At 53.1% G+C, this 12,639-nt stretch carries 14 protein-coding genes; 8 read left to right on the top strand and 6 right to left on the bottom strand.

Features of this window, described 5'->3' with window-relative positions:
- Positions 1 to 35: 35 nt before the first annotated feature.
- Positions 36 to 2,966, bottom strand: coding sequence for an autotransporter outer membrane beta-barrel domain-containing protein (locus tag IM295_RS08000; protein ID WP_193066512.1), 2,931 nt, complete (start codon positions 2,964 to 2,966; stop codon positions 36 to 38).
- A gap of 72 nt (positions 2,967 to 3,038) precedes the next feature.
- Positions 3,039 to 3,656: a helix-turn-helix transcriptional regulator gene (locus tag IM295_RS07995; protein WP_193066511.1), complete on the bottom strand. Its 618-nt coding sequence runs from the start codon at positions 3,654 to 3,656 to the stop codon at positions 3,039 to 3,041.
- A gap of 547 nt (positions 3,657 to 4,203) precedes the next feature.
- Between IM295_RS07995 and IM295_RS07990 the strand changes: the two genes are divergently transcribed.
- From IM295_RS07990 to fabY, 6 genes are all read left to right on the top strand, one after another.
- Complete coding sequence (locus tag IM295_RS07990) at positions 4,204 to 4,947, top strand: winged helix-turn-helix domain-containing protein (protein ID WP_193066510.1); 744 nt, start codon at positions 4,204 to 4,206, stop codon at positions 4,945 to 4,947.
- Positions 4,944 to 5,414, top strand: coding sequence for a hypothetical protein (locus tag IM295_RS07985; RefSeq protein ID WP_049001393.1), 471 nt, complete (start codon positions 4,944 to 4,946; stop codon positions 5,412 to 5,414). Before IM295_RS07990 ends, IM295_RS07985 begins: the two co-directional genes overlap by 4 nt.
- 87 nt (positions 5,415 to 5,501) lie before the next feature.
- The gene (gene yihX, locus IM295_RS07980; RefSeq protein ID WP_047745778.1) at positions 5,502 to 6,101 is read left to right on the top strand and encodes a glucose-1-phosphatase; all 600 of its coding nucleotides are present in this window, start codon (positions 5,502 to 5,504) and stop codon (positions 6,099 to 6,101) included.
- A complete protein-coding gene (locus tag IM295_RS07975) occupies positions 6,095 to 6,976 on the top strand; it encodes a virulence factor BrkB family protein (RefSeq protein WP_045260235.1) in 882 nt (293 codons plus the stop codon). The genes yihX and IM295_RS07975 overlap by 7 nt, the downstream gene beginning before the upstream one ends.
- Entirely contained in the window at positions 6,973 to 7,410 is a 438-nt protein-coding gene (gene dtd / locus IM295_RS07970; RefSeq protein ID WP_008501836.1) for a D-aminoacyl-tRNA deacylase, read from the top strand. The genes IM295_RS07975 and dtd overlap by 4 nt, the downstream gene beginning before the upstream one ends.
- A gap of 44 nt (positions 7,411 to 7,454) precedes the next feature.
- Positions 7,455 to 8,396, top strand: coding sequence for a fatty acid biosynthesis protein FabY (gene fabY / locus IM295_RS07965; RefSeq protein WP_028014875.1), 942 nt, complete (start codon positions 7,455 to 7,457; stop codon positions 8,394 to 8,396).
- Between the two features lie 8 nt (positions 8,397 to 8,404).
- Here fabY and IM295_RS07960 read toward each other — a convergent pair whose 3' ends face one another.
- Complete coding sequence (locus IM295_RS07960) at positions 8,405 to 9,325, bottom strand: alpha/beta hydrolase (protein WP_193066509.1); 921 nt, start codon at positions 9,323 to 9,325, stop codon at positions 8,405 to 8,407.
- A 198-nt stretch (positions 9,326 to 9,523) separates the two neighbouring features.
- Between IM295_RS07960 and IM295_RS07955 the strand changes: the two genes are divergently transcribed.
- Both IM295_RS07955 and IM295_RS07950 read left to right on the top strand, forming a co-directional pair.
- Complete coding sequence (locus IM295_RS07955; RefSeq protein WP_015569912.1) at positions 9,524 to 9,766, top strand: ribbon-helix-helix domain-containing protein; 243 nt, start codon at positions 9,524 to 9,526, stop codon at positions 9,764 to 9,766.
- Positions 9,766 to 10,140 carry a PIN domain-containing protein gene (locus IM295_RS07950; protein WP_370551805.1) on the top strand — a complete coding sequence of 125 codons (375 nt, stop codon included), beginning with the start codon at positions 9,766 to 9,768 and terminating at the stop codon, positions 10,138 to 10,140. Before IM295_RS07955 ends, IM295_RS07950 begins: the two co-directional genes overlap by 1 nt.
- Before the next feature lie 38 nt (positions 10,141 to 10,178).
- Here the strand turns inward: IM295_RS07950 and fdhE are convergent, their stop codons facing one another.
- Genes fdhE through fdxH form a run of 3 tightly spaced genes read right to left on the bottom strand, consistent with a single transcriptional unit; the run spans position 10,179 to position 12,639 of the window.
- Positions 10,179 to 11,108 (bottom strand): formate dehydrogenase accessory protein FdhE, encoded by a 930-nt coding sequence (gene fdhE, locus IM295_RS07945; protein WP_028014872.1) that lies wholly within the window; start codon positions 11,106 to 11,108, stop codon positions 10,179 to 10,181.
- The gene (gene fdoI, locus IM295_RS07940) at positions 11,105 to 11,740 is read right to left on the bottom strand and encodes a formate dehydrogenase cytochrome b556 subunit (protein WP_015569914.1); all 636 of its coding nucleotides are present in this window, start codon (positions 11,738 to 11,740) and stop codon (positions 11,105 to 11,107) included. Before fdoI ends, fdhE begins: the two co-directional genes overlap by 4 nt.
- Positions 11,737 to 12,639: a formate dehydrogenase subunit beta gene (gene fdxH / locus IM295_RS07935; protein WP_193066507.1), complete on the bottom strand. Its 903-nt coding sequence runs from the start codon at positions 12,637 to 12,639 to the stop codon at positions 11,737 to 11,739. The genes fdoI and fdxH overlap by 4 nt, the downstream gene beginning before the upstream one ends.

The following is a 12,639-nucleotide window of genomic DNA, read 5'->3' as shown; positions in this document are numbered from 1 at the left end:
AGCAAAAAGCCGCTGATTTCTCAGCGGCTTTTTTGTTATTTGAAGCTGTATTTTATCCCCAGCATTCCCTGCGTATCGCTGTAGCCTTTATCGCCAATCTGCTGTGCCACATTGCCCCAGACGCTAAGCTGCGGGGTAATCTGCCCCTCTACGCCCGTCTTTAACTCACCAATATTGCGCGTACCGCGCATCTCATTGCTGACGTCATCCATGCGGATGCGCGTGGTCTGGGTATTGTGGATCCAGTTCGCTTCAATAAACGGCTGGAAGGTGCGTGATTTAGCGTCATCCATCGCGTTATGTCCGCTGATATAGGCCTTCACGCCGAGACGCGTCATCAAGTTGCCCTGGGTTTCGTCTTTCACCCGCGTGCCGTTACGCTCGCGATGGTCGTCAGCCTGCACGTCCATCCAAACGGCCTGCGCCTTCGGCTGGATCCAGTAGCTGTTGCGGCCGCTTTCACCCACCTTAACGCTATAGCCCGCTTCGACAGAGGCGGTTATGCCGCTGGAGCGATAACGCTCGGTCGCCTGGTCCTGCCCCATCACCTTATTGTCAAACCAGTTATACAGAACCCAGCTATCAACGTAGGTGCCGCTTTTATCGGCTTCGTTTGCGTACCAGGTACCGTACAGACCTACGCTATAGCCATTCACTTCGCCACGTGAGTGGTATCCGGTCAGGCTGGAAGCGCTCCGGCTCTGGCTGTTACCGTAGCCCGCCATCAGGCCAAGATGCCAGCGGTCCAGGCCATCTGTGCTCCATTGGGCGATATCGCCACCCAACTGCAGTACGTAACGGTTGGCTGTCGTTTTTAGCTGGCCGCTGCCGTCGTTGAAACGCGCATGCCCGCCGACGTTTCGCATCCAAAGGCTCGTCACTTTTTGCTCGCTGGTGAGCATGTCGGTGTACTGCGTTTCACCCAGACGATCGTGCAGGCGGGTCATAAACAGCGTATTTGCCGCATAGCTGTTTGCCTGATAGCTGCCAAATTCTGGGCGATACTGATGCTCGCTTTTCGGCGGCGCAGGTGGCGGTACCGGTTCTTGCGGCGGAATCACCGGGTCGACGGGCGGATCTACCGGGACGACAGGCGGGTCGACAGGGTCAACAGGTGGATCCACCGGGTCAACAGGCGGGTCGACGGGGTCGACCGGTGGGTCTACCGGGTCAACAGGAGGATCTACCGGGTCGATTGGTGGGTCAACGGGTTCAGCCAGGCTGGTCAGAAACCAGTTCTTACCTTTCTGCACAACGTTATAGTCATAACCCCCCGCTACGATACGGCTGGCCTTCTCAAACGTTCCCTCCGAGTTGCCGCCAACGCTGACTATTTCAATCCCTTCAACGGTTTGTGCGCCTGCACCACCAATGTTGTTTACGTCAACCGCGGTACGACCGGATGTGTTTCCTTCAACAATCAGCCTGTCAGTTTCAGAGGTATCGTCAGACAGCACGGTATTGAAAACCAGCTTGCCGCCGTTGCCTGTGTAATCCTCGTTGATGGTCAGGGTTTGCCAGGCCGCGTCCTCAGCATGCTGGAAATTTATCGTGCCGCCCGCGTTCAGGGTCAGGCTGGTCAGCGTTGAGCTGTCACGCATATTCCAGACGGCATCATTCATCGTAAGCGCGAGAGTACCGGTCCCGGCAGCGTTGCTTTCTATGTACGATGCTCCGTTCCACAGCGAGCTGTTACCCATTGTCAGCGTAATGGTACTGTTTTGTGCCGGAAGGGTACTGTTGGCCGCGACGCCACCTGCGGCGAGGATATCGCCGTTAAGGAGGAATTTTCCGCCTGCAGAGGCATCAATAATTCCGCCATTGCTGGCGTTCAGGGCATAGCTACCCTGGTCGCGCTGGCCTGCGGTGGTAATGGTTGCCCCACCGTCGAGCGTTATCACGCCGCGTGACCAGGCATACATCCCGTGCGGTGCCTGGGCGGAGCTGCTGGTTTTCTCGCTGCTGTTGACCGCAATGGTGACGTTATCTCCCACATTTACCGCTGCTGTATAAGCGTAGATGCCATGCGCGCTGGCACCGTTGGTGGTGATGGTCGCGCCTTCATCAAGGGTGATGGTTGACGAGCCGGTAGAGTACACGCCGGAGGCACTGGCTGCGTCGGTGGTAATGGTCGCTTTTTTTCCCAGCTCGATTCTGGAGGCAGAACCCGCATACAGGCCGTAGGCCGAGGTGCCAAACGTTTCGATGGTGGTCTCATCCCCCAGACGGACGGATGAGCCGCTCTGGTTGGTACGAATCCCCTCGGCGTAGGTACCCCGCGTCACAATATGCGCACGATCGCCGACGACAATGTTATTTTTGGCCTTCGAGGCATCATTCAGTGCATAGGCGCTAATACCGCGACCGGTACTGCCGGTGGTTTCGATATAGAGATCGTCACCCACATAAATATTGGCGGAGCCGAGAGAACCCTGGCTGAAGGAGCTGTACCCGGCATTGATGCCATCGCCGCTTTGGCCATTAACGTAAATGTGGGTGCGGTCGCCGGTAATGATAAATACCGGGTTATTCGGCGTGTTCATACCGTGGGTACGAATACCGTCGACATCTTTACCGTTATTGGCAGCCACTTTTGACTGGGTACGAATAGTCAGGTCGTCACCAAATATCACCCCCGGGCTGCCGGACGTGGAGTTCTGAATAACGGTCACGGAGTGCTCAAAGGCTTCCGCCCCCGGCCCTTCGAGAGTGATCCCATCCCCGTAGACTGGAATATTGCCAGGGCTGTACTGGTAGACATAGTTAGGATCGCTAGTATTTTTGCTAAAGTTCGCGTTTGCCGTTGCAGGAATCAGCGCCTGTATTTCCGCAGGCAAATCCGTTACTGCTCCGGTGGCTGGTAAATTAGCAAAATCGATAACTGCAGCATTCGCGGTAAATAGCGCTGACGATAGTGCCAGCGAAATCGCAACGGCGACAGGTGAGTGTTTCAATAAATATGGCATAACTGCCCCCCTTTCTTTCAGGCGTAAAACATCCTCCACACCATTAAATGTGGGCATGTTAAGAAGTTGAAATTACAAAATAGAAACGAGTATTTTATGAATGCTGGTATCTAACTTCCTCTCTAATCGTATTTTATGAACGTAAATTTTTTTCACATCAATGCTGGTTGTTTTTATTATCTCCCGGAGGCACACCCCTGAAATAAGTCTGTTAAGTAAAGTGAATTCAACAGTGTTCAGGGTATTACCACGCCTGCTGCTCACTCGCCTGCCGGAAAAAAGATGGTTAATTTTTTCCTGCAATATAGCGTCATCGTCATCTGAATAAATAATTCCCTTTATTTCACTGTGGTGAGCGAAAAAATAGTGAGCCAACGCCTCCAGTTTACGGTCCGCGATAAGCACGATGTGCATGTTAGTCATCGCCAGATGTTCAATCCATTGCGGATCGACAAGCAGGCGCAGGTTATACATCGAAAAATCTACAAAAATAAATCCGCGTAATAAATGATTCTTGTTCCCAGACAATATTTTATTTTCTACTGCAAGTTGCAGGAAATGATTTCCCACCGGCCAAACTGCGAAGGAGGCGCTGCCACAGTATTGTGAGCGCACCGTGTTATCCGGAAATAACTGACAGGACAATTCGCAGCTTATACAGCGGACAACCTTTTGCGACGATGTTATCATCCAGTCCACTCCTGTCTTATTTTCATTATCAATATTTCACTGCCTTTCAAATGTGTCAATCTTGAAACATATCCAGCGTTGCTGTCGTATTTATGAGAAATAATGCCAGAGAAAATAAATTCCTGGCTGTCTCAATTCTTGCAGGCCGCAGACATAGCGACAGAACATTGATTGTCAGACCTTACCCAGGAATATTCATCAACCCATTAAGATTATTCGGCAAAAACAACCCCGGAAGGAAATTGACGAAACAGCACTAATAGCTAAAGATTCGTCACCTCGATCTTCCTGAACGTCAGTCTTTTCTCAACGTGTGGCTCAATATAATTATTTGACCTGGTGAAGTGTAATGAAATCTCATTATGTCCTTTTAGCTGAGGCTCACCTAAGAAAACCGATTTGTAATCAATTGAAAAATAATGCGATGTTTCTAATCTTAGGTACGGGTGTGTCGCGCTCTGATCCTTCTGACCTATACTGTTGTTAAATATACGTGTGTTTTTTGGGTTTGTGGGGTTAAATATTGTTATTGCAGAGGAAAGTAAAATTGTATCTTATTAACAAGCTGGTCGAGTATGACCCGGAAAACAAAACCCTGGCGAATCATATTACCGGGCGCACGATACATTTGCAGCTTCCTGCCAATCTCTGCTTTCTTTATCTCGTTACCCATCCTGGCGAAATAATTTCGCAAAATCAGTTAATGGTGGTGGGATGGGGTGAGCGTAACGATGTCACCACACCGAATACCTTTTACCAGGCCATTTTGACATTGCGCAATGCGCTGGCTGAAGTGGGGTTGCCGCGCGATACGGTAAAAACGATTTCGCGTCGCGGGCTGACGCTTTCCGAAGCCACCCAGGTTGAAGTATTTACCCCAACCGCCGAGCCGATAATTGCCAGTGAAGACGTGGCAATAGCCGAAGGCACCGCGATGAAGAAGCCGGCGTGGTTAATAATAGCCACCGCTACGCTTTTTCTGATCGCGCTTATTAACGGGGTCATATTATATAAACATCACCAGAACATGCCGTTTAGTCACTACATTCCACTTTCAATGGGCAGCACGACCAACGCCTGCCAACTCTTTTATGCACCTAATGAACATATGCAGGACCTTTACCTTCGCTTGTTAAAAAATTATCCCAGCCTGTGTGCCGGAAACCGATACGTTTTTCTCATCGGCTATAGTAAAACGGAGCGAATCGCGGCGTTTGTCTGTAATAACGATGCGCGACATGACGCGGCAGCGTTATGTACCACGCATTATTTTTGGGCGCATGAGCAATGATGACACTCGGGAATCGTATTATTTTGCTGGCGGCGTTGCTGGGGGCTGCTATTACCAGCGGCTGGTTAGCGTATTCGCATTTTTCGAGTGCGCCGATACGCTGTACAGGTGATGTGGAATGGACGATTGGTAAAAACCGATTTGTAGGAACGGTTTCATGGCGAATGCAGCATCGGGAAGGGACCGCTGTCATTAACGGTAAACTGTTTGGTCACGTGGTTTCTGAAGTCAACCGCACCATCTATTTCCACTACAGCGATCACCAGAACGCGCGCGTATTGAATAACGATCGTATTATTAAAACCTTCGCCGATAGTGCGGATGAGGCTGATATCAATGCAACGCTACCGGGTTTTTATCGCACGCCGGGAAGAGATCTGAGCCTGATGATTGATGAGTACCGTGGAGCGTGGCTTTTTGCCGCGTCAAACGTCCCTTCGCTGTACTGCCGTAAAAACGCACCGTAAAAATCAATCGCACACCTTAGACGGCACGCATAGTCAAATCTCGTGATTCCCGCTACAGTTATCTCTCCACGGCGAAAGGAGATAAACATGCTTTATATCTTTGACTTAGGAAACGTAATCGTCGATATCGATTTTAACCGGGTGCTGGGTGCCTGGAGCGACTTTAGCCGTGTGCCGCTGGCGACGTTAAAGCAGGATTTCGCGATGGGTGAGACCTTCCATCAGCATGAACGCGGCGAGATTAGCGATGAAGAGTTTGCTGAACGCTTCTGCCAGGAGATGGGGCTTTCGTTAAGCTATGAACAATTTTCTCACGGCTGGCAGGCGGTATTCGTCGCGATCCGTCCGGAAGTGATCGACATTATGCACAAATTGCGCGAGCAGGGGCACCGGGTGGTCGTGCTGTCTAACACCAACCGTCTGCACACGACCTTCTGGCCAGAGGAATATCCCGAAGTTAAGGCGGCGGCAGATAAGATCTATCTTTCGCAAGAGATGGGTATGCGTAAGCCTGAAGCGCGAATTTATCAGGCTGTTTTGCAGGCAGAGGGATGCACCGCGGCCGATGCGGTCTTTTTCGATGACAACGCCGATAATATAGAGGGAGCTAACCAGTTGGGTATCACGTCAATTCTGGTGACCGGAAAAGAGACGATACCAAACTACTTTGCGAAGCAGTTATGCTAAAAACCGTTCATCAAAAAGCCACGCATCATACTCGCCCGCTGAGGGCCTGGCTGAAGTTGCTCTGGCACCGCATTGATGAGGACAACATGACCACGCTGGCGGGTAACCTCGCCTACGTGTCGTTGCTCTCATTAGTGCCGCTGGTGGCGGTTATCTTTGCGCTCTTTTCCGCTTTCCCGATGTTCGCGGACGTTAGCCTGCAGCTTCGCCATTTCGTCTTCGCTAACTTCATCCCGGCCACCGGGGATGTTATCCAGAACTACATCGAGCAGTTTGTTGCCAACTCCAGCAAAATGACGGCGGTGGGGGCGTGCGGCCTTATCGTCACCGCGCTGCTGCTGATGTACTCTATTGACAGCGCGCTTAACACCATCTGGCGAAGCAAAAAAATCCGTCCTAAGGTCTATTCCTTTGCCGTCTACTGGATGATTTTAACGCTGGGGCCGTTGCTGGCTGGGGCGAGTCTGGCAATCAGTTCGTATCTTCTCTCCTTGCGCTGGGCGAGTGATTTAAACAGCGTGATTGATAACGTGCTGCGTATTTTTCCGCTGATCCTGTCCTGGCTCTCGTTCTGGCTGCTCTATAGCGTTGTACCGACCACGCGCGTGCCTAACCGCGATGCGGTAGTTGGGGCGCTGGTGGCGGCAGTGCTTTTTGAACTGGGTAAAAAAGGGTTTGCCCTTTACATCACCATGTTCCCGTCTTATCAGCTGATTTACGGCGTGCTGGCGGTGATCCCCATTTTGTTTGTCTGGGTTTACTGGACCTGGTGTATCGTCTTGCTTGGCGCCGAAATAACTGTCACTCTCGGCGTATACCGCGAACTTAAAAAAGCAGCAGAAGCTGAAAAACAATTAGAAGCAGACCAACCATGATTGCATTGATACAGCGCGTAACCCGTGCCAGCGTCACCGTGGAGGGAGAGGTGACGGGTGAAATTGGCCCAGGACTTTTGGTGTTGTTAGGTGTCGAAAAGGATGATGACGAACAAAAAGCGAACCGCTTATGCGAGCGCGTGTTGGGCTACCGCATATTCAGCGATGCGGAAGGCAAGATGAATCTGAACGTCCAGCAGGCGGGCGGCAGCGTGCTGGTGGTTTCCCAGTTTACGCTGGCAGCGGATACCGAGCGCGGCATGCGCCCGAGTTTCTCTAAAGGCGCCGCGCCGGATCGTGCAGAAGCACTTTACGAATACTTTGTTGAGCGTTGTCGCCAACAGGAAATGAATACGCAAACCGGACGATTCGCTGCAGATATGCAGGTCTCGCTGGTGAACGATGGCCCCGTCACATTCTGGCTCCAGGTATGAGCCAACTGGCGGCGTGGCCGCGGGTAACAAGAGAGAGTACAGCTATGTATCACCTTCGAGTACCGCAAACGGAAGAAGAGTTAGAAGCGTATTACCAGTTCCGCTGGGAAATGCTGCGCAAGCCACTGCATCAGCCAAAAGGATCTGAACGCGACGCCTGGGATGCGATGGCCCATCATCAGATGGTGATGGACGAAGAGGGTAACCTCGTCGCCGTCGGGCGACTGTATATCAACGCTGATAACGAAGCGTCGATTCGTTTTATGGCGGTTCACCCTTCCGTGCAGGATAAAGGGCTGGGGACGCTAATGGCGATGACGCTGGAGTCCGTCGCCCGTCAGGAAGGCGTTAAGCGCGTCACCTGTAGCGCCCGGGAAGATGCCGTGGAGTTTTTTGCCAAACTCGGTTTTGTTAACCAGGGTGAAATCACCGCCCCGCAAACCACGCCGATTCGCCACTTTTTGATGATCAAACCCATCGCCACGCTGGACGATATTCTTCATCGCGCGGACTGGTGCGGGCAGCTGCAGCAGGCCTGGTATGAACACATTCCTCTGAGTGAAAAGATGGGCGTGCGCATTCAGCAGTACACCGGGCAAAAATTCATTACCACCATGCCGGAAACCGGCAATCAGAACCCTCACCACACCCTGTTTGCCGGCAGCCTGTTTTCCCTGGCGACGCTCACCGGCTGGGGGCTGATCTGGCTAATGCTGCGCGAGCGGCATCTTGGCGGCACCATTATTCTGGCCGATGCCCATATCCGCTACAGTGCGCCGATCAGCGGCAAGCCGAGCGCGGTGGCGGACCTTGGCGCGCTGGGCGGCGATCTCGATCGTCTGGCACGTGGCCGCAAAGCGCGCGTGCAGATGCAGGTTGAGCTGTTCGGCGATGAAACGCCGGGCGCGGTGTTTGAAGGCACCTATATCGTTCTTCCTGCGAAGCCGTATGGCGCTTATGAAGAGGGTGGGAACGAGGAGGAGTAGTCTCCTTCTCACTCTCGTCCGGCATGGTTAATGCGCCAGGCAATATCTCGCATAACGTCTCGCGCTGACTGGCTAATTCCACTCAACTGAAAGAAGCCGTGTATTACACCCCGCCATCGTTGAGCGGTACACTTCACGCCTTGCTCCGTGAGGCGCTGACAAAGCGCCTCGCCTTCGTCGCGTAACGGATCATACTCAGCGGTAACAATGTGGACCTTTGGCAGACCGCTAAAGTCTTTGCGCCACAGCGGGCTGACTTCAGGATGCTGACGGTCGGCTCCAGCCAGATACATTTCATAGCCGCTCAAAAGGGTATCGCGAGTAATCACGTAATCCATGCCATTGAGGGTATAGCTTTCAAAACTGGCCGTAGCGTCGAGCATGGGGTAGATAAGAATGAGCTGCGCGGGATCCCAGAGACCTTTGGCCTTAAGCCGCAATGATGTTACCAGCGCAAGATGGCCTCCCGCGCTGTCTCCACAAAGTGTAATCCGGTTTTTATCCACACCTAATTGTTCTGCATTCTGCCAGACAAGATCTGCCGCTCTCTCTGCATCGTCATGCGCAGCGGGGAAGGTATGCTCGGGTGCGAGTCTGTACTGAACCGCAATGACCCGACAGTTACCGTAAAACGCCAGTTGGCGAAGCTGATTATCATGGGTTTTAAACCCACCGCTGACAAAACAACCGCCATGATAGTAGAGGGCACAAGGTAACGTTTCAGGGGCATTGACAGGCGAAAATACCCGAAAGGTCAAATCCTCAAGAACTAGCGTTTCAACCTGGACACGAGTTTCTTTTTCCCCGGCCAGCGCTGTGCTGGCGACATATCCGCTTCTCCGGTCATCAATACTCTGCTTTCGCGAGGAAGGTCGTCCTGCGGCAATAAACTCCTTTACCAGCTTATCAATACCCTTCTCCAGAGCCATGGTTACGTCCTTTTACTGTGTGTTTATACAGTTTATAGCCTGGTTTACAGCAGATGAAAACAGAGAAATGTTGAGAGGTGCATATTGTGGAAAGCGGCTCGCAAAATCGATCATTCCCTAAAAAACGTCCTTTCACCCTAAATTGATAAAGAGTATTTTGCCTGAAAATTAACCAAAGATGATATACTAAGGTGATATATGAGCGTTTTGGCGGAACTTGATATGGGCAGAATACTTATCGATTTGTCTGATGACGTGATTCAACGTTTGGATAACCTCAAGCAATTGCGAAATCAACCACGTGCCGAACTGCTTCGCGAAGCGATAGAGCTGTATCTCGACCAGCAGAGTTCTTCTGTTATCCGAAATGCGCTTGGTCTGTGGGGAGACAGAAAAGAGGACGGGCTTGAGTATGAACGCAAGCTGCGTGAGGAGTGGTAATCATGAAGCACATGGCAGTGTTTGATACCAATATTCTCATTGATCTCTTCAACAACCGTGTTGAAGCTGCGGATGCGATTGAGTATACCGCGTCGCATCGAGCCATCAGCTTAATTACCTGGATGGAAGTGATGGTGGGCGCTCGCAGGCATGGTCATGAAGCGAAAACGGCAGCCGTGATGGGCGCTTTTGAAATTATTGATGTGTCTCGGGATATCGCGGAAAGAAGCGTTTTACTACGTGAGAAGCATGGAATGAAACTGCCTGATGCTATCATCCTGGCTACAGCGCAGAGCAGAAAATGTCCGTTGATTTCTCGCAACACGAAAGTTTTTGCGGGTATTGACGAGGTCCTTACGCCTTACCAGGTGTAGGCCGGGCAAGCTCGCGCCGCCCGGCACTCTCACGGAGATTACTCCCCTTCGCCCGGGAACAGGAACGGGTTGATCGAGCTGCGGGCAAAGCCCTCCTGCTCCATCTTCGCATCCAGAATCAGCGAGGCGAGATCGTCGGCCACCGCTTCGACTTTCGGGTCTTTTTCCTGATACAGGATCTTCAGGTAGGTTCCGCAGTCGCCGCAGCTTTCGGCTTTCACCGCCGCGTCTTCATTTTCCAGCGACCAGTAGTTGAGATCGCGAGTCTGCTCGCAGTTGCTGCACTTCACGCGCACCACGTGCCACTCGGTTTCACACAGGTTGCAGTGCAGGTAGCGCAGCCCCTGCGTGGTCCCAATCTGCACCATGCTGGAGACCGGCATTGAGCCGCACACCGGGCAGAACTGGCGCGCTTCGCCGTATTCGGCGCGGGCTTTGCCCGGGATCAGGCTCGCCATTTGCGCCCAGTAGAGCGACAGCGCGGCCCAGATAAACGGCGCTTTATCGCTGCTGACCAGCGAGAAGTCGGAGGCAAACAGCGCGCTCGCCATCTCTTCCAGCTCCAGGTCAGAGGCTTTTTCCAGGTTCTCAATGACAGCCAGCGCCGTGCCGCTCATTTCCGGCTTCAGCTCGGCAATCAGCGAATGCAGCAGCTTATGCCAGTGCTTGTCGCGCGGCAGGACGTGAATATCCAGCGGCGGCTTGCCCTGCTCGTTAGCTTCTTTGATGCGCGCGGTCAGGTCCATTTGCAGCGGGTGATCGTACAGCACCACCTCCTGCGCATGGGCGACCAGCGCGGCAAAACGCAGAAAATCGCCCAGCGGGTTGTTCTCTGCCAGCTCGCGCAGACGCTCTGCGCGGCGGTTGTAGAGGTTCTTGAGTCTGGGGAATAACAACGGCGGAATATACTCCGCCGTACGTTTCTCGCTCGACCCCAGCTCATCTTGCGGGATTATGCGAATACTCATTCAGATGACTTTTCCTGTTTCTGGCGGACTTCACGGTACCAGCGCGGGTGATGTTTCTTCGCCCACGTTTTGGTTACCCATCCTTCCACCATCGCGGTAATGGTGCCTTTCACCCAGAGGGCGGCGTAAATATGCACCATGATAACCACAATTAACGCCACTGCGGCAAATGAATGCAGCATTAGCGCAAATCGGATCACCGGGATTGAGAAAGCAGGCGCAAAGTACGGACGCCAGATGATCACGCCGCTCACCAGCAACAGGACCAGGAAGATAATCGCCGCCCAGAATACGCATTTCTGGCCGAAGTTATAACGCCCGGTATCACCCACTTCCTCGTTGACGACGATCTTACGAATATTCTTCGCCCAAAAGATATCATCCCGATTGATTAGGTTATGGTGCCAGTAGCGGAAAAACATGATGATAAACGAGGCAAACATCACCACACCCACGAACGGGTGAAGGATGCGCGCCAGCTGCGGCGTGCCCAGGATCTGCATCAGCCAGTTGAAGGAGGGGAAGAAGAACCCCAGCCCGCTTATCGCCGCCAGCATGAAGCAGAAGGCGGTGACCCAGTGGTTGATGCGTTCCGGCGCGGTGTAGCGCACGATGGTGTCACGTTTTCTCATTTGCGCACCTCGTCTTTCTCTTCATGCAGGTTGTCGTCTTCCTCTTCCGCACGGTTCGGACCGACGCCGACGTAGTGGAAGATGCTCGCTGCGAAGGTGGCAGCAAAGCCCACCGCGGCCAGCGGTTTCCAGATGCCTTTCCAGAACTTCACGGTGGCGCTGATTTCCGGGTTCTCCGGCAGGCCGTGATACAGGTTCGGCTTGTCGGCGTGGTGCAGCACGTACATCACGTGCGTACCGCCAACCCCGGCCGGATCGTACAGGCCCGCGTTGTCATAACCACGGGTTTTCAACTCGCCCACGCGCTCTGCCGCCAGCGTTTTCATATCCTCTTTGGAGCCAAAGTGGATAGCGCCGGTTGGGCAGGTCTTCACGCATGCAGGCTCTTGGCCCACGTTAACGCGGTCAACGCACAGGGTACATTTGTAGACGCGGTTGTCTTCCGGGTTCATGCGCGGCACGTCGAACGGACAGCCCGCGATGCAGTAGCCGCAGCCAATGCACTGCTCGGACTGGAAGTCGACGATGCCGTTGGCATACTGAATGATAGCCCCTTCTGACGGACACGCCTTCAGGCAGCCCGGATCCGCGCAGTGCATACAGCCGTCTTTGCGGATAAGCCATTCCAGTTTGTCGTTCTGCTCCACTTCCGAGAAACGCATTACCGTCCAGGACTTGGCGGTCAGGTCTGCCGGGTTGTCGTACACCCCGACGTTGTGACCCACTTCGTCACGGATGTCGTTCCACTCAGAGCAGGCCACCTGACAGGCTTTACAGCCGATACAGGTGGTCACGTCGATCAGCTTCGCCACTTCCTGCTGGTGGTCCCGCGCCTGAGGCGCGGGCGTGAAACCGTTAGTCGCGGAACGACGGATAATGTCTTGAGAGTGATAAGCCAT

It is taken from the genome of Enterobacter cloacae complex sp. P14RS, assembly GCF_014895895.1.
GTDB classification, from domain to species: Bacteria; Pseudomonadota; Gammaproteobacteria; order Enterobacterales; family Enterobacteriaceae; genus Enterobacter; species Enterobacter bugandensis.
The sequence above is the reverse complement of the archived record's forward strand: the minus strand, read 5'-3'. Positions and strand labels throughout refer to the sequence as shown.

Bases quoted from the DNA above. Each gene is read 5' to 3' on its own strand.
- IM295_RS08000 (WP_193066512.1), bottom strand. From the start codon at position 2,966: ATGCCATATTTATTGAAACACTCACCTGTCGCCGTTGCGATTTCGCTG.
- IM295_RS07995 (WP_193066511.1), bottom strand. From the start codon at position 3,656: ATGATAACATCGTCGCAAAAGGTTGTCCGCTGTATAAGCTGCGAATTG.
- IM295_RS07985 (WP_049001393.1), top strand. From the start codon at position 4,944: ATGATGACACTCGGGAATCGTATTATTTTGCTGGCGGCGTTGCTGGGG.
- yihX (WP_047745778.1), top strand. From the start codon at position 5,502: ATGCTTTATATCTTTGACTTAGGAAACGTAATCGTCGATATCGATTTT.
- IM295_RS07975 (WP_045260235.1), top strand. From the start codon at position 6,095: ATGCTAAAAACCGTTCATCAAAAAGCCACGCATCATACTCGCCCGCTG.
- dtd (WP_008501836.1), top strand. From the start codon at position 6,973: ATGATTGCATTGATACAGCGCGTAACCCGTGCCAGCGTCACCGTGGAG.
- fabY (WP_028014875.1), top strand. From the start codon at position 7,455: ATGTATCACCTTCGAGTACCGCAAACGGAAGAAGAGTTAGAAGCGTAT.
- IM295_RS07960 (WP_193066509.1), bottom strand. From the start codon at position 9,325: ATGGCTCTGGAGAAGGGTATTGATAAGCTGGTAAAGGAGTTTATTGCC.
- IM295_RS07955 (WP_015569912.1), top strand. From the start codon at position 9,524: ATGAGCGTTTTGGCGGAACTTGATATGGGCAGAATACTTATCGATTTG.
- fdhE (WP_028014872.1), bottom strand. From the start codon at position 11,108: ATGAGTATTCGCATAATCCCGCAAGATGAGCTGGGGTCGAGCGAGAAA.
- fdoI (WP_015569914.1), bottom strand. From the start codon at position 11,740: ATGAGAAAACGTGACACCATCGTGCGCTACACCGCGCCGGAACGCATC.
- fdxH (WP_193066507.1), bottom strand. From the start codon at position 12,639: ATGGCTTATCACTCTCAAGACATTATCCGTCGTTCCGCGACTAACGGT.